We start from the raw sequence: 19,905 nt of genomic DNA on the forward strand, positions 1-19,905 counted from the left end.
GCCGGACGCCTCACGTTCACCTCGCTGTGCTACCCACGGCACGTGCCTCCCTCCCCGAGCGACCCTCCTGTCGGATCCACTCTCGCGGCCGTCCGGTCCCGCGCATCGGCGCTCGCGCCCAGTGAACGCCGGGTGGCGGACGTGTGTCTGGAGCGGCCGCGCGAGGTCGCGTGGTGGTCGGCCGCCGACCTCGCGGAGCAGGCGTCCACATCGACGGCGACCGTGGTGCGGGCCTGCCAGAACCTCGGCTTCACGGGATTCCAGCACCTGCGGATGCTGCTGCTGCGCGATCTCGGCGCGACGTCCGGCGACGACCGCGAACGGCAGGAGGCACCGCGGACCCGCATGGGGTTGATGCGGACGGTGTTCGACGAGGTCGCTCGTGACCTCACCGCGGCACTCGCTCCGCTCGACGAGGACGCGCTCGACGCCGCGGTGGCGGCGCTGGCGCGGGCCCGCAGAGTGGTCGTCATCGGCAACGGCGCATCGGCCCACTGGGCGGCGGCCGTGGCGTTCCGGTTCGTCCTCAACGGCCGGCCCGCCGAGGCGCCGGCCGATGCGGTGCTCCAGCAGGTCACCGCCCGGCATCTGACCCCCGACGACGTGTGCATGGCGATCAGCGACAGCGGCGTGAACCCGTACACGCTCGATCCGGTCGAGGCCGCGCGGGATGCCGGCGCCACGATCGTCGGCGTCACCGGGCACGCGCGCTCGACGCTGGTCGAGCGGTCCGACATCGCCCTGGTCGTGGGTGGTTCCGGGCCGTGGAGCGCGCATGGAGCATCCTCGACGGTGGTGATGCTGTCGTTCCTGATCGGCCTGCAGGTCGCGGTCTGCGAGGCGCGGGACGGCTCGGCGGAGGCCGCCGCACGGAGCTTGAATCAGGTTGTCTCACTGCTCAAACCGACGAACTGACCTGTCGGTAGGGGCGTAAGCGTTGCGGCAACCATCACGGACGGTTGTCACGTCATTCCACGGAAGTTCACCTTCGGCTGGCTAACTACCGATGTAACGAGAATCCCAACCGGACCGGGTTTGGGTAACGCCATTTCATCGGGAGATCAGCATGGGCAGCATTCGGATCGAGGGCATCAGCCGGAAGTTCAAGAACGTCACCGCCGTCGACGACGTCTCGATGGACATCCGCGACGGGGACTTCCTCGTGCTCCTCGGCCCGAGTGGCTGCGGAAAGACCACGCTGCTGCGGATGATCGCCGGCCTCCTCGAACCCACCGCAGGACAAATTCTGCTCGACGACAACGACATCACCACCGCACCGGCCAAGCGGCGCGACGTGGCGATGGTGTTCCAGAACTACGCGCTCTACCCCCACCTGTCGGTCGCGAAGAACCTCGGCTTCCCGCTGCGGGTCCGCCGGGTGCCCAAGGCCGAGGTGGCCGCCCGGGTCGACGAGGTGGCGGCGCAGCTCGACATCGCGCACCTGGTGGACCGCAAGCCGAAAGAGCTCTCCGGTGGGCAGCGTCAACGGGTCGCGGTCGGGCGCGCCATCGTCCGCAGCCCCAAGGCCTTCCTGATGGACGAGCCGTTGAGCAACCTCGATGCCAAGCTGCGGACGGCCACCCGACGCGAACTCACCGACCTGCATCGCAGGCTCGGCGCCACGTTCGTGTACGTCACGCACGACCAGGTGGAGGCGATGACGATGGCGACCCGGATCGCGTTGCTGAACAACGGCCGGGTCGAGCAGGTCGGCACCCCCGAACAGGTCTACGACACCCCGGCCTCGGTCTTCGTCGCCGGATTCCTCGGCAGCCCGCCGATGAACCTGCTGCCGGCCTCCGTCGCGGCGGCGGACACCGGCGTCGTCGTCTCCGGCGACGGGTTCGAGGCGCGGCTGTGGCCCGGCGACTGCCCGACCCGCCCGATCACCCTGGGCGTCCGCCCGGAACATCTTTCTCCGACGGCCGAATTCAGCGGTCCGGGCCTGCGGATGCCGGCCCGCGTCGACTCGATCGAGAATCTCGGCAGTGAGCAGATCGCCTACTGCCGGGTCGGCGACGAGACCGTGTGCGTCCGTGCCCCCCGCCCGATCTCGTTGCTCGCCGGCCAGAACGTCATCCTGACCGCCCCCGTCGACCGTCTGCACCTGTTCGACGCGGACTCGGGGCGGCGTCTCGAGTGGCTCGACGTGCCGGACCTCGCCGATTTCGACACCCAGCTGCTCAGCGGCTCGCACTGAGCCGCAGGCAGATCTCCTCCCCATCGCAGTCAAGGAGCTGTACGCCATGCGTAGAACGAAAGGGCTGGCCGTCCTCGCGCTGTCGGCCGCCGCACTCACCGTCGCCGGCTGCGCCACCGGATCGGTCGGCACCGCGTCCGGGGGTGCCGGTGCCACGGTCCCCGAACTCGCGCCGGACCAGAAGGTGGACATCGTGTTCGAGTCCTACAACCTGCAGCAGGCCGGACCGTGGACCGACACGATCACCGGCCTCCTGCGGGACTTCGAGGCCGCGCACCCGAACATCACCGTGACCGCGCAGCCGCCGCAGGGCGCAGCCGGGGCCTCCGGTGTCGCCACCGCCAGCAGCGTCCAGACCCAGCTCCTCGCCGGCAACCCGCCGGACGTCGCCCAGTTGACGTTCGACACCGTGGACTTCGCGGTGAACCAGTTGGGCGCCAAGAACATCGAGAGCCTGGTCGGCAAGGAGGCCGTCGAGGAGAACTTCGCCGGACCGCACCCGTATCACCCGCGCGCGAAGGTGCTCGGCGACTGGAACGGCGTCACCTACGGTGTGCCGTACGTGTTCTCGACCCCCGTCCTGTTCTTCAACGCCTCGACCCTGGCGAAGGCCGGCGTGCCCGCCGATGTCGACCTGTCCACGTGGCCGAAGGTGACCGAGGTCGCCAAGAAGGTCACCGCGGCGACCGGCAAGCCGGCGCTGTCGATCTCGTGCGCGGTCAAGGGCGGAAACTGGTGCATGCAGGCGCTGTTCAAGTCCGCCGGCGGAGCGGTTCTCTCGGACGACCGCTCGACGATCGAGTTCGGTGACCCGGCCTCCGTCGAGGCGGTCACCGCGTTGCGGGCGATGTTCGACGCCGGCGTGCTGGCGAATCAGTCGGCGACCGCCCAGACCGAAGCATTCGCCAAGGGCGACACCGCGATGACGATGACCTCGTCCGCGATCCAGGGTTCGTTCATCAAGGCGGCACAGGCGGGCGGATGGGACCTGAAGGCCGCGGCGATGCCCGCGTTCCCCGGCCACGAGGCGGTGCCGACCAACTCCGGTTCGGGGCTGTTCATCTTCTCCCAGGATCCGGCCAAGCAGCGTGCGGCGTGGGAGCTGATCACGTTCATGACGTCCGACCACGCCTACACCGAGATCTCCAGCAAGATCGGTTATCTGCCGCTGCGCACGTCGCTGACCACCGACCCGGCCGCGCTGAAGCCGTGGGCGGACAAGAACCCACTGGTCGCTCCGAACCTCGCGCAACTCGACCGGCTGCAGCCCTGGATGTCCTACCCCGGCAACAGCTACGTCCAGGTCGACGACATCCTCGCCACCGCGATCGAGGACTCCGTCTTCTACGGCAAGGACCCAGCCACGACCATGTCCGCCGCCCAGCAACGCGCCCAGACCCTGCTCCCCTGACCTACCTGAAAGCGACCTCACAATGACCACCACACTGTCGCCGCGTGCGAGCACCCGCCGGCTCGCTCTGACCGGGACCCACAACCTGCGGGACGTGGGCGGATACACCGCCGGTGCCCGATCGACACGCTGGGGCAAGCTCTTCCGCTCCGACGCCCTCCATGCGCTCGACCAGAACGGCCGCGACGTCCTCGCCGGCCTGGGGCTGGGTCTGGTCATCGACCTGCGGGAGCACGACGAGGCCTCGGCCGCACCGAACGCGCTCGCGGGCGTCGGGCACCGCGAGGTGCACCTGCCCGTGTACAACGGGCCGGTGCGGTACACCGCACCCGGACAGCCGGGGGCCGCCTTCGACCTCGCGGCGCTGTACCGGCAGATGCTGGCCGATCACGGCGCCGCCCTCACCGAGGCGGTCCGGACCATCGCCGCGTCCGGCGACGAACCGGTGCTCGTGCACTGCACCGCGGGCAAGGACCGCACCGGCCTGGTGATCGCCCTGACCCTGTCCGCGGTCGGCGTCGAGGCCCGCGACGTGGTCGCCGACTACGCGCTGTCCGAGACGATGCTGCACGGCGAGTGGGCCGAGGCGATGGTCGCGTCGTTCCGGGACCGCGAGCTGCCCGCTGGGTTCGACATCGAGGGCATCGTGGCGGCGAGCCCCGCATCCCTGATGCGCGAGATGCTGGCGCTGATCGCCGCCGAGCACGGGGACACCCGCCGCTACCTGCACTCGCACGGGATGTCCGAGGGCGAGCTCACCGACCTTCACAGCGCCCTTCTCGACTGACACGTTCGTCCGAAGACCCTGTTCGCCAAACAGACCCAGGAGAAAGCCATGTCCCAGTACGGACAGCCCGACCACTACATCCTGCACGTGAGCGACACCCACTTCGTCGGTGACGGTGAACTGCTGCACGGCAAGGTGGACAGCGACACCAAGCTGGCCCGCCTGTTCGACCGCCTCGCCCGCACGGGCCAGCGTCCCGAGGCGATCGTGTTCACCGGCGACCTCGCCGACGCCGGCAACCCGCAGGCCTACGCCCGGCTCCGCGCCATGGTCGAGCCGGCCGCGGAACGGTTGGGCGCCAAGGTGATCTGGGTAATGGGCAACCACGACAGCCGGCCCGCCTTCCGTGCCGGACTGCTCGACACCGAGGCCACCCAGGAGTCCGTGGACATCGTCCACGACATCGACGGTCTGCGGATCATCGCCCTCGACAGCACCGTTCCGGGCCACCACCATGGTGAGATCACCGACGAGCAGCTGGCCTGGCTGACCGACGTGCTCGCCACCCCGGCACCGCACGGCACCCTGCTCGCACTGCACCACCCGCCGGTGCCGAGCCCTCTCGCCCTGCTCGACCTGGTCGACCTCCACGATCAGCACCGGCTCGAGGATGTCCTGCGCGGCACCGACGTTCGCGGCATCCTCGGCGGGCACCTGCACTACTCCACCACCTGCACCTTCGCCGGCATCCCGGTCTCGGTCGCGTCGGCAACCTGCTACACCCAGGACCTGTTCGTGCAGGGTGGGGGCATGCGCGGCCAGGACAGCGGCCAGTCGTTCAACCTGGTGCACGTGTACTCCGACCGGGTCCTGCACACGGTGGTCCCCGTCGAGGAGGGCGAAACGCTGTACGAGATGTCGGCCGAACTGATGGCCGCCCTGCAGAACATGACGACAGAGGAGGCCGTGCGCTTCCTGTCCCAGCCCGTCGCGCGCTAGCGAACGCAGGCACCGAGGAGAACACCATGTTTGTCGAAGTTCCCACCGCCGCCTCGGCGCGCGGCGCGAGCGAACCACGTCCGCCGCGGCGAGGGCCGTCGATGCGGCGCCACCTGGTCCCGCTGGCCTACCTGGCGCCGGCGGCGGTCCTGCTGGTGTTGTGGATCTACAAGCCGCTCGCGGAGACGGTCGGACTGTCCTTCTACCGGTGGAACATGATCCCGACGACGCCGAAGGTGCCCGCGGGACTGGACAACTACGCCACCGTGCTGGCGCTGCCCGAGCTGCACCGGGCGTTGTGGAACACCGTCGTCTACATCGCGGCGTTCATGGTGTTCTCCCTCGTCCTGCCCGTCGTCATCGCTCTGCTGAGCAACCAGGTGACGGGGCGGGCGAAGACGTTCTACCAGGCCCTGATCTTCGTGCCGTTCCTCGTCACGCCGGTCGCAAGCAGTGCGATCTGGCGTTGGCTGTTCGCGCCGGAGAGCGGCACCGTGCCCCGGGTCGCGGCGACGCTGGGGTTCCAGATGGGAGACGTGTTCCGCGACCCGAACACCGCGTTGATCGGCGTCGTCGTGGTCGTCGGATGGCAGATGCTCGGCTTCGGTGTGCTCGTGGTCTCCGCCGGGATGGCCGGCATCAACCCCGACTATGCCGCAGCCGCGTCACTCGACGGCGCGTCCCGTGCCACGATCACCCGCCGCATCGTCCTGCCGCTGTTGTCGCCGACACTGGTCTTCCTCGCGTTGATGACGATCCTGCTCGGCGCGCAGTGGGCGTACCCCGTGGTCGACATCCTGACGCAGGGCGGTCCGAGCGGGTCGACCACCAACATCTACTACCTGCTCTACGAATTCGGATTCCGGAACTTCGACGCCGGACTCTCCGCGGCGGCGGGCACGCTGTTCTTCCTCGGCTTCGGTCTGGTCGCGCTCGTGTTCGTCCGGGTCTCGGACCGGCTGAGCTTCTACGACAACTAGGACGACCCATGGCCTTCGTAACCGTTGACGCCCCACCGCGGACCACACCCGCCGACGCCGTGCCCGAGAACACGGTCGGCGACGGTCCCGTCGCCTCCCGCACTCGCGGTCGGATCGCGACCGGACACGCACTGCTCGCGATCCTGGCGCTGCTGAGCATCTTTCCCGTCTACTGGATGTTCGCGACCGCGTTCCGCCGACCGGACGACACCCTCTCGTCGAGCCCGATCCCGTGGCCGCCGAGCGTGGAGAACTTCCGGTACGTGTGGGACACGATCCCGATGGCGTCGATGCTCACCAACACATTCGCGATGGCCGCCGTGATGGCGGCCAGCCAGCTCGTCGTCGCGATCCTCGCCGCGTATGCGTTCGCCCGCTGGAACTTCTTCGGCAAGCAGGTGCTTTTCCTGCTGTTCGTCGGTTCGTGGCTGGTCCCGTTCCAGGTCACGATGATCCCGAACTACCTGCTCATCTCCCAGATGGGGTTGCTCGACACCGTCGCCGGCGTCGTGATCCCCAACCTGTGCTCCGCGTTCGGAGTGCTGTTGCTGCGCCAGCACATGGAGGCGTTCCCCACCGAGTTGCTGGACGCCTCCGTGATGGACGGCCAGAGCTCCTGGGCGACGCTGTGGAAGGTGGTGATTCCCAACATGAAACCCGCCCTCGCGGCACTCGGGATCATGCTCTTCATCTCCGCGTGGAACGAATATCTCTGGCCCACACTGATTCTGCGGAAATCCGACGCGCTGGTGCAGGTCGGGATCCGCAGCTTCCTCGGCGCCGAGGGGGACAACTGGGGCGCGGTGATGGCGGCGTCCGGGCTGGCGTGCCTGCCGATCTTCCTGATCTATCTGTTCCTGCAACGTTACGTCGTCGACGCCTTCGTGCGATCCGGCCTGAAGTAGAGCGGATTTCACGTCGAACCCGGGTGTTGACAACCGTCCTCGCCGGGGCCGGGCTCGAATGGGGCCGACCCGGCGAGGAGGCTTCCATGCCCGCGACCGGGTGCAGCGAGTCGTCGGTCCGGAGGTGCAGGACACCCGCCGACTACACCCGGGAGGGGTGCACCGCGGCGTGCATCTCCCAGATCAGCACTTCGGCCGCCTCGGCGGCGGTGACCCGCTGCCCGCCGGAGCCGGTGAGTCGCAACGAGTCCCCGTGCGCGAGCGGACCGACGCCCTCGACGTCGACCGCGCCGCGGGCGACGAAGAGGTGTCCGTACGGCGCGTCCGGGATCGTCACCGACCGGCCTGGCCGCAGCCGTGCGGCATGCAGCCCGGCGTACCGGTTGCGCAGGCCGATCGCGGCGTCACCGCGGTGGCGTGGCAGGCCCGACGCGACGACCACCAGGGCGCCGTCGTCGAGTTCGTCGTCGATCGGCAGCTCCTGGTAGCTCGGCTCGATGCCGAGCTCGTCCGGTGGAATCCACATCTGGACCACGTGCACCGGTTCGGTGACTCGCGATCCGTCCGCCGCCCGCCGGTGGTCGTTGCGTTCGGAGTGCAGGATCCCGCGGCCGGCGCTCATCCGCTGCGCCAGACCGGGATACACGACGCCGGAGTTGCCCTGCGAGTCCTGGTGCACCAGCGATCCGCTCAACACCCACGTGACGATCTCGGCGTCACGGTGCTGATGGCTGTCGAACCCGCTGCCGACGTCGACGATGTCCTCGTTGTTCACCACGAGCAGACCGTGCGCGTTGGCGGCGAGGTCGAAGTTGCCTGCGAACGGAAAGCTCTGGCTCGAGTCCAGCCAACCGTAGTTCTGGTGCGCGCGTTCGCCCGCACGCTGGACCACGACCCCGGTCATGATCACTCCAGCGTCTCGTGCGCGGCGGGGATCGACCCGAGCCGTCCGGCCTGGAAGTCCTCGAAGGCCTGGATCACCTCGGCCTTGGTGTTCATCACGAACGGTCCGGCCATGGCGATGGGTTCGCGAATCGGCTTGCCGCCCAGAACGAAGACCTCGAGCGACTCGGTCCGAGAGTCCTGGGTGTCCGCCGCCGCGAGGGTCAGGGTGTCGCCGCGGCCGAACACCGTCAGCTGCCCCGTGTGCACGGGCCGCCGCTCGCTGCCGACCGTTCCGTCGCCGGCGAGGACGTAGGCGAGCGCATTGAACTCCGGGTTCCAGGGCAGCGTCACACCGGCCCCGGGTGCGAGGGTCGCGTGCAGCAGGGTGATCGGCGTGTACGTCGAGCCCGGGCCCTGGTGACCGTCGAGTTCGCCGGCGATGACACGGATCAGCGCACCGCCGTCGGCCGACGAGAGGAGCGCGACCTTGCTGCTGGTGATGTCCTGGTAGCGGGGCGCCGCCATCTTGTTGTCGCGGGGCAGGTTCACCCACAACTGCACGCCGTGGAACAGGCCCCCGGACACAACGAGGTGTTCCGGCGGAGTCTCGATGTGCAGGATGCCGCCACCGGCGGTCATCCACTGGGTGTCGCCGCCGCCGATGGTGCCGCCGCCGCCGTTGGAGTCCTGGTGCTCCATGATCCCGTCGAGCATGTACGTGACGGTCTCGAAGCCGCGGTGGGGGTGCCACGGGGTGCCCTTCGGCTCGCCGGGTGCGTACTGCACCTCGCCCATCTGGTCCATGTGGATGAACGGGTCGAGGTGGCGCAGTTCGACGCCGGCGAAGGCGCGCCGGACCGGGAAACCCTCGCCCTCGAATCCGCGGGGCGCGGTGGTGACCGACAGCACGGGGCGTGCGGTCGCGTCGGGTGCGGTCTCGGCGATGCGGGGCAGCGCGAGGATGTTGTCGACGGTCACGGCAGGCATGCGGTCCTCCTCGGATCCAGTAGTTGATTGTTCAACTACTTCAGCGTACCTCAACGCCGGCGGGTTCCGGATATTCCCGGCGCGCGGCACCGGAGGTGTCGACCGGGCGAGCCGTTCGCCGTCGGGCCGTCACCGCGGTGCGGTTATCCGATTTCGCCGCATCCGGCTGGGATACTCGACGGACTCCACTGGCGAACAACTGCTGGCGCCGGCTCGCCGATGGCGGGTGGGCGTCGGATGGGAGCGGTGATGACGGACTCCACGCCGATCGACCCGAGCGTGCCACCGAGCGGGACGGGGTGCGCCGACTGTGAGGCGGCCGGCGGGTGGTGGTTCCATCTGCGTCGCTGCGCGCAGTGCGGACACGTCGGGTGCTGCGATTCCTCGCCGTCGCAGCACGCGAGCGCCCACGCGGCGGCCAGCGGCCATCCGATCATTCGGAGCTTCGAGCCCGGCGAGGACTGGTTCTGGGACTACCGGACCGAGGAGTTCGCCGAGGGCCCGGAACTCGCGGGGCCGCAGCATCATCCGCTCGACCAGACGGTGCCCGGGCCCGCCGACCGGGTGCCGGACGACTGGCCGGACCGGCTGCACTGACGGTCACCCCCCTGCATCCCGTGCGCGGGAGGGGGGCGCCGTCCCGGGCGCTCAGGGCAGGAGGACGAACTTCCCACGCGGGTGCTGTTCCTGCAGTTCGGCGTGGGCGCGGGCGGCGTCGGCGAGCGGGAACGTCTTCGCGACGGTGATCTCGAAGCCGCCGCGGCCGGCGAGCTCGACCAGTTCGAGCCGGGCCTCGCGGCGGATCCGCACACTGTCGGGGTCGCCGCCGCCGATCGCGCGGAAACCGTCCTGCTCGGCGCGCCCGAACGCGACGATCGTGACGATGCGACCGCGGTCGGCGACCAGGGCCAGGGACGCGTCGACCGCCTCGTCGGTGCCTGCGGTGTCGATCGCGGCGTCGACACCGTTCGGCGCCAGTTCGCGAAGGCGGTCGAGGAGTCCGTCGCCGTACTCGACCGGGGTGGCGCCCAACGCGCGCAGGGCGTCGTGGTTCGCGGCGCGGGCGGTGCCGATGACGGTCGCGCCGCGCGCGATCGCCAGCTGCACGGTCGCCGTGCCGACCGCGCCTGCCGCGCCGTGGATCAGGACGGTGTCGCCGCTCGACACGCGGGTCGTGGTGAGCGCGTCGACGGCGGTGGTGCCCGAGGAGAGCAGCGACGCCGCCTGCTCCCAGGGCAGGCCGGCCGGCTTGGTGAACGTGACGTCGGCGGGCACGGTGATCAGTTCGGTGTAGGCCCGGCCGCCGGGGTTGACGATCACCTCGTCGCCGACCGCGATCGGCCCGGTCGGGCCGGTGGCGTCGTCGCCGACGGCCACCACGACGCCGGCGCCCTCGATACCCGGCCGAACCGGGAGCTGGGCGGGGTCCACGCCGAATGCGCCGCTGTAGGACTTGTAGTCGTACGGGTTGACCCCGATCGCCCGTAGGCGGACCTGCACCTGCCCCGGCCCGGGGGCGGGAACCGGCTCGTCGAGCACCGTGAGGACCTCGGGTCCTCCGAACGCGGTCGCTACCACTGTCTTGGCCATGCCTGGCCAACCTCGCCGACGTGGTCGAGTATTCCCCGGTACTCGGAGTTTGTACCTGGCACAAACTTGTACCGAGTTCAATTTTGATCGTAGAATCGAAGGGTGACCCAGGCATCCGGGCTGCGTGCGGCCAAGAAACTCGAGACCTGGCGGGCCCTGCGAGCCGCCGCGATCGAGCTGGTGAACGCCCGCGGGTTCGCCGCCGTCAGCGTCGAGGAGATCGCGGCGGCCGCCCGGGTCTCCAAGAGCACGCTGTTCAACTACTTCGACTCCAAGGAGTCGCTGCTGCTCGACCCCGACCCGGAGGATCCCGCCCGCTGGCGTGCGCTCGCCGCGGCCCGCCCGGCCGACGAGCCGACGTGGGACGGGCTTCGGGAGATCGTGACCGCCGCGATCTGCCACGACGAGTCGAAACTGCTGATGCGCAAGTCCCTGATCGACCAGTGCCAGGTCATGCTCGAACCGGCGATGGCCGCCAGCGAACCGTTCCGCGGGTTCATCCGCGAGTGGGTCGGCGGCCGCATCCCGGCCGATCCGCTGCTCGTCGCCCTGGTCGTCAACGCCGCGCTCGCGGTCGTCCACACGGCATACCGCGGCTGGCACCCCGAGGACGGTGTGCCGCACTTCCGGACGCTGCTCCGCCGCGGCTTCGACACCGTCGGGCAGGGCCTGCTGAACCTTCCCGCCGGCAGCCCGGACCCCGCGGCCGCCGCGCTGAACCGAGCGGGGCCGGTGGCGAACCTGGCGGGGCCGGTGTCGAGCCTGGCGGGGCCGGTGTCGAGCCTGGCGGGGCCGTCGTGACCACGCTCCTGGAGCGGCTGCAGGGACTGGAACCGCTCGTCGTCTACCTCGTGGTCAGCGGGTTCGTGTTCCTCGAGGACGCCCTGTTCGTCGGATTCGTCGTTCCCGGCGAGACCGCCGCCATCGTCGGCGGGGTGATCGCCAGCCAGACGCACGCCAGCCTGGCGGTGATGATCGCGGTGGTCGTGGTCGCCGCCCTGCTCGGCGACACCGTCGGCTACGGGATCGGGCGTCGCGTCGGCCCGCGGATCCTGCGGCTGCCGCTGTTGTCCGGCGGCCGGCTCGACGGCGCGCAGGAGCTGCTGCGCCGCCGCGGCGGGCCGGCGGTGTTCCTCGGTCGTTTCGTCGCGTTCATCCGCACCGTGATGCCCGCGCTCGCCGGGATCAGCGGCATGCCGTACAAGCGCTTTCTGGCCTTCAACGCCGTCGCCGTCCTGCTCTTCGGTGCCGGCAACGTGCTGATCGGGTTCTTCGCAGGCAGCTCGTACGAGCGGGTGGCATCCGCGCTGGGCAGCGGTGCCTGGCTGCTCGTCGGTGTGGTTGCGCTGGTGGCCGCCGGGTGGTGGTTGCGGCGCCGTTTCAGACCCGAATCCTCCGCGCCTACGCCGATTCCCGATCCTGAGGACGCGGCCGCCGTCGTCCCGGTTCCGGTCCCCGGGCACTGACCGATTCACCCGTGTGCCCTCCGGTTCCGGGTGCACACTGGAACCCGGCCCGACCGACGGACCTGATCTCTCGCAGGCGAGTGTGTCATGAACGCAGACGACGAAGCGGCCACGACCGCGGCAACCGCGCGATCGAGCGGGACGCCGGATCCCGCCGCGTCCCGGAACGCGTGGCGCCGCTTCTACTCCGGCCTGCCCCCGTCGCTGCAGCTGATCGGACTGCAGCTGTGGCTGCCGGTGATCTTCATCGTGCTGTTCTGCCTCTGCTACATCGCGGCGTTCCACGCCCCGCAGGTCCACGACATGCCGGTCGGCGTGGTCGGCTCCGCGACGAATCCGACCCTGGGTGACGAGGTCGGGACCGCGGCGCGGGGCGCGATCGAGGTGCACCGCTACGACACCGCCGACCAGGCGCGTGCGGCTGTGCTGGCCGGCGACGTCGTCGGCGCCCTCGTCGCCGCCGACGGTCCGGGCGCACCCCCGACGCTCTACACCGCGAGCGCCCACCAGTTCCAGGCCAGGAGCGTCGTCGCCGCGACCGTCACTCCGATCATGGCGGCGGCGAACCAGCGTCTCGAGGTCGTCGACCTCGCACCACTGCCGGCCCACGACGCGTTCGGGATGACCCCGATGTACCTGATGCTCGCCTGGTGCATCGGTGGATACATGGTCGCGATGTTCATCGGCATGATGGGTGCGCCACTCGCACACCGGACCCGGGTGGCGATCGTTCTCGGCGGCGCCGTTGTCCTCGCGCTGGTCGCGAACGTCCTCGCCGGACCGGTGATCGGCGCGGTACAGGGGCACTTCTGGGAATTGGCCGGGATCGCGTTCGGCTGGATCGTCGCGATCGGCCTGACCGTCAACGGGCTCAGCTACTTCTTCGGCCGGTTCGTCACCCTGCCCGCGATCCTGCTGTTCGTCTTCCTGTCGATGCCCTCGTCGGGCGCCGCCTACCCGACCTGGATGCTGCCGCCGATCTTCGGAGCGCTCCAGCCGTTCGTCGTCGGGTTCGGGATGACCGAGATGATCAAACGCACCCTCTACGGGGTCGGGGAGCCGTACACGACGGCACTGCTGCAGATGCTCGCCTACGCCGTCGTGGGGATCGTGTTGATGGCGGTCGGCAAGCCCTGGCGCGAACGGCGCGAGGTGCGGCGCATTCTCGCGCACCGCACCACGATGATGGCCGACGCGCAGGGTGCGGCCCGGGAACACGGCATCGCGACGCGCACCGCGGTGCTGGCCAGGTACGGCGCCGACGAGTCGACGGTGTCGGCGGCGGCGATGGAGGACGAGGACGAACAGGCCGGGGACGTGTTCACCAACTACGGCCGGTCCCTGACCGGGCTCGACGACGGTGACCCGTACCCCAACACCGGCGGGCGGCATCGCCTGCCGGACCAGGGCGGGCGCTTGTGCTCCCGCCGCGACTGCTCACCGCCACCGGCCTCCCGGCGGCACGCCCGAGCTGCCCGAGGTGGAGGTGCGTGAACCACGAACTGGTCAGTTCGTTCGGCTCACACACCGGCGCGGCCTGTCCTAGGTTGGGCTGACCTCCTCGGTATCGCGTCACACCATGAAAGGAATCCGATGCAGTTCAACCTGGCGGACGTCTTCGAAGCGGTTGCTTCCGCAGTGCCTGACCGTGTCGCGCTGAGCTACGAGGGCGAGAACCTCTCGTACGCCGCGTTGGATTCCGAGGCGAACAAGACCGCGACACTGCTCGCGGACGCCGGTGTTTCGGCGGGTGACCACGTTGCCCTGTTCCTGAAGAACAGCGTCGAGCACGTCACGAGCATCCTGGGCCTGGTCAAGATCCGCGCCGTGCCGATCAACGTCAACTACCGGTACACGCCGGACGAACTGGAGTACATCTTCACCAACTCCGACTCCGTCGCCGTCGTCGTCGAGCTGCCCGAGCATCAGGTCGCCCTCGCCGGCCTGCTCGGGTCCTGCCCGCTGATCCGGACGGTGTTCGTGGTCGGCGACATCACCGACGAACTCCGCACCGCCGCCGCGGCCCGCGACGTCGCCCTCGTGGACTTCGCCGAGACCCGCAACCAGCCGGCGACCGGAGAGTTCGAGGCCCGCTCCGGTGACGACCTGTATCTGCTGTACACCGGCGGTACCACCGGCTACCCGAAGGGCGTCATGTGGCGCCAGGACGACTTCTTCCGCAAGCCGCTGTCCGGCGGCAACCCGTACGGCGACCAGCCGCGCCAGGACCTCGCCGAGGTCGCGGCCGCCGCGAAGGAGTTCCCCGATCTCGCGTTCCTGATCGCGGCACCGCTGATGCACGGCGCCGCGCTCTACTCGCTGTTCACCTTCTTCACGCTCGGCGCGCGGGTCGTGCTGCGACGGGACTTCAACCCCGCGAAGGTCGTCGAGTCGATCGAGCGGGACCGGGTGCAGGTCATCCTCATCGTCGGCGACGGCATGGGCCTGCCGCTCGTCGACGAGATGGAACGCCGCAAGGGCGAGGTCGACATGAGCTCGCTGTTCTCGATCACCTCCGGCGGTGCGATCTGGTCGACCAGCGTCCGGGACCGGATGCTCGCGGTGAAGCCGGACCTGCTGCTGCGCGACAACTTCGGTGCGTCCGAGTCGGGCAACGACGGCGCGTTCACGATCGACGAGGCCGGCAACCTGCGGATGCCGCCATCGCCGAACATGATCGTCGTCGACGAGCGCTTCGAGCAGATCCCCGCCGGCTCCGACGACGTCGGCTACATCGCGCGGATCGGCAACATCCCGCTCGGCTACTACAAGGACGAGGACAAGACCGCTCGAACGTTCCCGACCCGCCCGGACGGTACCCGGATCTCGGTGCTCGGCGACATGGGCAGGATCGAAGCCGACGGCACCATCGTCTTCCTCGGACGCGGCTCGCAATGCATCAACACCGGCGGCGAGAAGGTCTTCGCCGAAGAGGTCGAGGCCGCGCTCCACGCACATCCGTCGATCTCCGATGCGCTCGTTGTCCCGATCCCCGACGAGCGCATGGGCCAGCAGGTGGCGGCGGTCATCGCAACCTATCCCGACGCCCCCGAACTCACGCTCGACGATGTCCAGGAACATTGCCGGAAGTCTCTCGCCGGCTACAAGATCCCGCGTTCGGTCGCGTTCGTGGACGAAGTCAAGCGGACACCCGCGGGCAAGGCCGACTACCGATGGGCGACTTCCGCGGTGTCGCTCTAGCCGGCGCGCTGCGCCGCGTCAGAGAATTCTCATGCGCGTGCCAGCACCGTCCCAAGAAGCGTCCGTACGGTCGGGCGGGTGCCTGATCTCCTCGTGCCCGCTGCCCGTCGCCGGGCGTGGTGGCCCGCTCTCGCCCTGGTCGCGCTGTCGCTCCTCACCGTCGGCGGCGTTGTCCTCGGGCTCCGGTCACCGGCGGTGCCGGCGCGCGCGGTCGCCGTCGTGAACGCCGACACCGGTCCGGCCCGGATGGGGGAGCGGGTGATCGCCGCGCTGGAGCGGTCGGGGGACTTCGAGTGGGAGGTGGTCGACGACGCCACCGCCCGCGACTCGAACCACCTCGCGGTCGTGACCATTCCGGAGGACTTCTCCGACGCCGTCGCCTCGCTCGGCACCGCCACCCCGCGACAGGCCGAGCTGTCGGTCCGGCGCGGCGACACGGCGGACGACGACACGATGTCGCGGCTGACGGCCACCGTCTCCGAGGTCACCTCGGCCACCGGCATCAAGAACCTGCTGTCCGGGATGGCGTCGGCGCGGACGCAACTCCAGCAGGCGATGCTGCCGGCCCAGCTGCTGTCGGCCGCGACCGCGGCCGCGGACACGCAGGCTCGGGAGATGCTCGGTGGGGTCGAGAAGATGCTGCCGTACCTGGAGACCGCGAACGACGGGGCGAACCAGCTCGTCGACGTCGCCGGGCAGGTGGCCGGGATGGTGGGGCAGGCGCGGGGGCCGGCGACCGAGCTCTCCGCACGGCTGACCGACCTCGGCGTCACGATCGGCCAGGTCACGACCGGAGCCGACCGACTGCAGCACGGCCTCGACGAGATGGCGGCCAGGGTCGGTGCGATCGATGCGGGCGCGGCGGCATCGCTGCAGCGCACCGCCGCCGACCTCGCCGAGCTGTCCGGGCAGCTGACCGCGGTCACCGGACTGCTCGGCACCGGCGTCGGTCCGGACACGGACCTCGGCAGCGCCCTGGGTAGCGGGTTCGGGCAGCTCGAGTCGGTGTCGGCGCAATTGTCCAGCGCCGGAAGTCAATTGCAGCAGGGTATCGGTCCGATCGCGGCGCAGGCCCCGGACCTGTTGGGCGGCACGACCGATCAGATCCTCGCGGGGGTGGCGCAACTGAAGTCGGTGTCCGCGCAGGTGAGCGAGCAGGTGGGGAAGGGCGTCGACGCGATCCCGGCCCGTGGCGGAGTCCAGCAGGACGCGATGTCCGCCACGATGGCCGCACCGGTTTCCGTGGACCTGACCGGCGACGGGACGCGACCGGGGCCGTTCGCCGCCCGCAACCTGATGGTGGTGTTCGCCGGAACGACGGTGATCCTCGCGGCGGCGCTGGCGTGGCTGCTGTTCCGGAACACGCCGAGAACGAAGCGCTCCACCGCCTCACCGGCTGGGTCATAGTGGGGTATGGCGACCTTGCGGGGACTCGGTGTGGCAGCCGCGGCGGCGGGTGTGGTCCTGGCGGCGGGCTGCGCCGCGAACCCGGTGTCGGGCACCTCGGACACCGTTCCGCCGGGGATCAGCACCCAGGCGGTCGGGAAGGTCAGCGCCGCACCCGACACCGCGACGGTGGTACTCGCCGTGCAGACCCAGGGCGCCACGGCCGAGGCGGCCCTTGCCGACAACGCGCAGAAGGCGACCGCGTTGATCGACTCGTTGAAGGCCAAGGGTGTGGCGTCGAAGGACATTGCCACCAGTGGTCTTTCGGTGCAGCCGACCTACGCGCCGGCGTCGCAGACCGTCACCGGATACCAGGTGACCAATCAGGTGACCGCCACCGTGCACGACATCGCAGGGGCCGGTGCACTGATCGACGCGGCTGCTGCCGCGGCCGGAGACGCGGTGCGGGTACAGCAGATGAGCTTCTCGATCGGCGACGACGGCGCACTGCGGGGCCAGGCCCGCGCGAAGGCGGTGGAGCAGGCCCGGACGCAGGCCGGGCAGATCGCCCACGCCGCGGGCGTCGAGCTCGGTGACGTGCGGTCGATCAGCGAGGTCGCCGCTTCCCCGCCGAGCCCGATCCCCGGCAGGACGATGTCCGACCAGGCCGCCTCGACCCCGGTCGAACCGGGGACGCAGGAGCTGACCGTCACGGTCGCGGTCGTCTACGACATCGACTGACCGGCCGCCGTGCGCAGTGCCGAGACACCGGCCCGCGCGAACGCGACGTCCTCGTCGGGGTCGGCTCCGCTGACCCCGATCGCGCCGACCACGCTGCCGGAGAGTCGCACCGGTACCCCACCCGCCAGCGTCGTCATCGGCTGGGTGGTCTGGGTGCCGATCAGGTCGAGCAGTTCCGGATGCGCCGCGCGCAGCCCGGCGAGGTCGCCGGAGGCCGCACCCATCAGCGCGGCGGTCGCGGCCTTGGCTCGGGCCACCCCGGCGGTGAACCACGGCGCACCGTCGTCGCGGACCACGAGCAGGTCGTGGCCGCGGTGATCCACCACCGCGACGCTGATCCGCTTGTGGTCCTGTCGGGCGGCGGCGAGGGCCGCCTCCGCGGCGGCGCGGGCCGCTGCCGAGTCGAGTTCTGTTGGCGTGCCGGAGTCCATCGGACGACCGTACCCGGCGGCTTCACCCGCTAGCGGGGGTTCCACCGCTCCGGGTTGCACTCGAGCGCCGCCCGGTCCCAGTGGCCCAGCTCGGCCGCCGCCCGGTAGGTGTCGTGCAGGAACTCGAGCGCGGCGGCGTCGGGATCGGCGGCGGTGCGGACTCGTTCGTAGGGCAGCACGAACTCCCCGAGTTGCTCGCTGTAGTACGCGCCGTCCGGGCCCACCGGGTAGCCGGCGAAACCCTCGGGCACCGGGTAGGCGTAGGCGTAGAACGCGCCCTCCTCCCCGCCGCCGGGCCAGAACCCGCAGCTGCTCAGTTCGTGCGAGTAGCCCTCCACCATCACCCAGTCGCCGCAGTTCGGCGCTCCGCCCGGGTGTGGCGGCGCGGCTCGCCCGGAGAATCGGGTGCATGCCAGATCCATTGCACCCCAGAAGAAGTGAACCGGGCTGACCTTGCCGGTGTAGTGGGAGCGGAACTCGCGCAGGATCCGATCGGCCTGCACGAGCTGGCGCCAGAACAGTGTCGCGGCGTGCGGGTCGTAGGACCTGTGGGTGGTGTCCTCGGCGAAGGGGATGGCCTCGACGACCTCGTTGGGGGTGGCGGTGATGCGCACGTCGACACCCAGATCACGCAGCGCGCGCATGACCTGCGCGTAGAACTCCGCAACCGGTTTCGGCTCGAGCGCGATCGGGCTCCCGGATCCGTCGCTGCTCCGGATGCGCAGGGTGTGGTCGCAGAAGTCGAACTCGAAATCCAGGATCGCGGTGCCGTACGGGATCGCTCCGGTGGTGAGCCCGCGAGCGGAGACGTAGAACGTCACCTGCCACCAGTGGTTGACCATCGGGGACAGGGCCAGACGGACCTTGCCGACGATCTGCGTCCACATGTGGAGTGTGTCCCGCGTGGGGGTCCAGTCGTCCACCCGCAGCGACGGCCATGCGGTGTCGAGTGAAGTGTGGTCGGTCATCGTGCCTCCTTCGGAAGCGGTCGAGCACCGGACCCCTCGAAGCCTAGTGCGGCGGCGACCGGAGAGTCGCCGGTCGCACCGGATCCGTGGGAGGAACGGGGCGGCCGGAGTCGTCCGAACCGTGCAGGATCGGCGAAGGCGCCTATCGTGATGACGTGGCGCACACACAGGGATCGTTCACCGGCAATCACGGCACCCGGATCGACTACGACATCTGGACCCCGGACGGGGACCCGGTCGCGATCCTGGTGCTCGCACATGGCTTCGGCGAGCACGCGCGGCGTTACGACCACGTCGTCGAGCGGCTGCTCCAGGTCGGGCTGGTGGTCTACGCGCCCGACCACCGCGGGCACGGACGGTCCGGCGGAAAGCGCGTCGAGCTGAAGGAGTGGAGTGACTTCACCGACGATCTGCACCGGGTGTTCGACATCGCCCGCGCGGCGCATCCCGGACTGCCGGTGTACCTGCTCGGGCACAGCATGGGCGGGGCGATCGCCCTGGACTACGCGCTCGACCACCAGTCGGACCTCGCGGGGCTGATCCTGTCGGGGCCGGCCGTCGACGTCACCACCGGCGTGCCGGGCGTCGTCGTCGCGCTCGGCAAGATCATCGGCAAGTACGTGCCCGGGTTGCCGGTGCAGGCGCTCGACGCCAACCTCGTCTCCCGCGACCCGAAGGTGGTCGCGGCCTACAACGCCGATCCGCTGGTCCACCACGGCAAGGTCCCGGCCGGCATCGCGCGCGGAATGATCGTCAACGCCGAGACGCTGCCGGCGCGGCTGCCGTCACTGCGGCTGCCGCTGCTGCTGCTGCACGGGGAGCAGGACGGGCTCGCGAACGTGAACGGCAGCCGGATGATCGCGTCCACCGCCGGCACGAAGGACCTCACCTACAAGGAGTACCCGGGCCTGTACCACGAGGTGTTCAACGAGCCGGAGCAGGATCAGGTACTCGGCGACGTTGTCGAGTGGTTGCGCGCCCACCTGAACTGAACCCTCGGTTCACGCCCCGAATCCGGGGGTATTGGG

General features: G+C 70.0%; 20 protein-coding genes. 15 read left to right on the forward strand and 5 right to left on the reverse strand.

Going from position 1 to position 19,905, the window contains the following annotated elements; all coding sequences use genetic code 11:
* The first annotated feature begins 42 nt into the window (after positions 1–42).
* From ABD951_RS16410 to ABD951_RS16440, 7 genes are all read left to right on the forward strand, one after another.
* On the forward strand, positions 43–915 hold the full coding sequence (locus ABD951_RS16410; protein WP_345346979.1) for a MurR/RpiR family transcriptional regulator: 873 nt from the start codon (positions 43–45) through the stop codon (positions 913–915).
* 151 nt (positions 916–1,066) lie between these two features.
* Positions 1,067–2,200, forward strand: a complete 1,134-nt coding sequence (locus ABD951_RS16415) for an ABC transporter ATP-binding protein (RefSeq protein WP_345346982.1) — start codon at positions 1,067–1,069, stop codon at positions 2,198–2,200.
* 46 nt (positions 2,201–2,246) lie between these two features.
* Positions 2,247–3,611, forward strand: a complete 1,365-nt coding sequence (locus tag ABD951_RS16420) for an ABC transporter substrate-binding protein (RefSeq protein ID WP_345346985.1) — start codon at positions 2,247–2,249, stop codon at positions 3,609–3,611.
* A 22-nt stretch (positions 3,612–3,633) separates the two neighbouring features.
* The gene (locus ABD951_RS16425) at positions 3,634–4,398 is read left to right on the forward strand and encodes a tyrosine-protein phosphatase (protein ID WP_345346988.1); all 765 of its coding nucleotides are present in this window, start codon (positions 3,634–3,636) and stop codon (positions 4,396–4,398) included.
* A 48-nt stretch (positions 4,399–4,446) separates the two neighbouring features.
* Complete coding sequence (locus ABD951_RS16430) at positions 4,447–5,337, forward strand: phosphodiesterase (RefSeq protein ID WP_345346991.1); 891 nt, start codon at positions 4,447–4,449, stop codon at positions 5,335–5,337.
* A 26-nt stretch (positions 5,338–5,363) separates the two neighbouring features.
* A complete protein-coding gene (locus tag ABD951_RS16435) occupies positions 5,364–6,317 on the forward strand; it encodes a carbohydrate ABC transporter permease (protein WP_345346994.1) in 954 nt (317 codons plus the stop codon).
* A gap of 8 nt (positions 6,318–6,325) precedes the next feature.
* Positions 6,326–7,222 carry a carbohydrate ABC transporter permease gene (locus ABD951_RS16440; protein WP_345346997.1) on the forward strand — a complete coding sequence of 299 codons (897 nt, stop codon included), beginning with the start codon at positions 6,326–6,328 and terminating at the stop codon, positions 7,220–7,222.
* Positions 7,223–7,364: 142 nt separating this feature from the next.
* Here the strand turns inward: ABD951_RS16440 and ABD951_RS16445 are convergent, their stop codons facing one another.
* Positions 7,365–8,126, reverse strand: a complete 762-nt coding sequence (locus ABD951_RS16445) for a pirin family protein (RefSeq protein ID WP_345347000.1) — start codon at positions 8,124–8,126, stop codon at positions 7,365–7,367.
* Positions 8,127–8,128: 2 nt separating this feature from the next.
* Positions 8,129–9,094 (reverse strand): pirin family protein, encoded by a 966-nt coding sequence (locus ABD951_RS16450; RefSeq protein WP_345347003.1) that lies wholly within the window; start codon positions 9,092–9,094, stop codon positions 8,129–8,131.
* A gap of 249 nt (positions 9,095–9,343) precedes the next feature.
* Here ABD951_RS16450 and ABD951_RS16455 point away from each other — a divergent pair, with 249 nt between their 5' ends.
* Positions 9,344–9,691 (forward strand): UBP-type zinc finger domain-containing protein, encoded by a 348-nt coding sequence (locus tag ABD951_RS16455; protein ID WP_345347006.1) that lies wholly within the window; start codon positions 9,344–9,346, stop codon positions 9,689–9,691.
* A gap of 51 nt (positions 9,692–9,742) precedes the next feature.
* Here ABD951_RS16455 and ABD951_RS16460 read toward each other — a convergent pair whose 3' ends face one another.
* Positions 9,743–10,684: an NADP-dependent oxidoreductase gene (locus tag ABD951_RS16460; RefSeq protein ID WP_345347009.1), complete on the reverse strand. Its 942-nt coding sequence runs from the start codon at positions 10,682–10,684 to the stop codon at positions 9,743–9,745.
* A gap of 102 nt (positions 10,685–10,786) precedes the next feature.
* Between ABD951_RS16460 and ABD951_RS16465 the strand changes: the two genes are divergently transcribed.
* The 6 genes from ABD951_RS16465 to ABD951_RS16490 all read left to right on the forward strand — a co-directional run bounded on the left by ABD951_RS16465 (position 10,787) and on the right by ABD951_RS16490 (position 17,478).
* Complete coding sequence (locus ABD951_RS16465) at positions 10,787–11,485, forward strand: TetR/AcrR family transcriptional regulator (RefSeq protein WP_345347012.1); 699 nt, start codon at positions 10,787–10,789, stop codon at positions 11,483–11,485.
* Positions 11,482–12,150: a DedA family protein gene (locus ABD951_RS16470; RefSeq protein ID WP_345347015.1), complete on the forward strand. Its 669-nt coding sequence runs from the start codon at positions 11,482–11,484 to the stop codon at positions 12,148–12,150. Before ABD951_RS16465 ends, ABD951_RS16470 begins: the two co-directional genes overlap by 4 nt.
* An 87-nt stretch (positions 12,151–12,237) precedes the next feature.
* Entirely contained in the window at positions 12,238–13,644 is a 1,407-nt protein-coding gene (locus ABD951_RS16475) for an ABC transporter permease (RefSeq protein WP_345347018.1), read from the forward strand.
* Positions 13,645–13,743: 99 nt separating this feature from the next.
* Positions 13,744–15,351: an AMP-binding protein gene (locus ABD951_RS16480; protein ID WP_345347021.1), complete on the forward strand. Its 1,608-nt coding sequence runs from the start codon at positions 13,744–13,746 to the stop codon at positions 15,349–15,351.
* Between the two features lie 78 nt (positions 15,352–15,429).
* Positions 15,430–16,758, forward strand: a complete 1,329-nt coding sequence (locus ABD951_RS16485) for a YhgE/Pip domain-containing protein (RefSeq protein WP_345347023.1) — start codon at positions 15,430–15,432, stop codon at positions 16,756–16,758.
* 30 nt (positions 16,759–16,788) lie between these two features.
* The gene (locus ABD951_RS16490; RefSeq protein WP_345347026.1) at positions 16,789–17,478 is read left to right on the forward strand and encodes an SIMPL domain-containing protein; all 690 of its coding nucleotides are present in this window, start codon (positions 16,789–16,791) and stop codon (positions 17,476–17,478) included.
* Here ABD951_RS16490 and ABD951_RS16495 read toward each other — a convergent pair.
* Both ABD951_RS16495 and ABD951_RS16500 read right to left on the reverse strand, forming a co-directional pair.
* Positions 17,463–17,909, reverse strand: a complete 447-nt coding sequence (locus ABD951_RS16495; RefSeq protein ID WP_345347029.1) for a GlcG/HbpS family heme-binding protein — start codon at positions 17,907–17,909, stop codon at positions 17,463–17,465. The genes ABD951_RS16490 and ABD951_RS16495 overlap by 16 nt on opposite strands.
* Before the next feature lie 29 nt (positions 17,910–17,938).
* A complete protein-coding gene (locus tag ABD951_RS16500; RefSeq protein ID WP_345347032.1) occupies positions 17,939–18,877 on the reverse strand; it encodes a DUF5996 family protein in 939 nt (312 codons plus the stop codon).
* A gap of 155 nt (positions 18,878–19,032) precedes the next feature.
* On the opposite strand from ABD951_RS16500, the gene ABD951_RS16505 reads away from it, so the two are divergent.
* A complete protein-coding gene (locus tag ABD951_RS16505; protein ID WP_345347035.1) occupies positions 19,033–19,869 on the forward strand; it encodes an alpha/beta hydrolase in 837 nt (278 codons plus the stop codon).
* Positions 19,870–19,905 lie beyond the last annotated feature (36 nt).

This window comes from Rhodococcus olei, from assembly GCF_039540555.1.
GTDB classification, from domain to species: Bacteria; Actinomycetota; Actinomycetes; order Mycobacteriales; family Mycobacteriaceae; genus Rhodococcus_G; species Rhodococcus_G olei.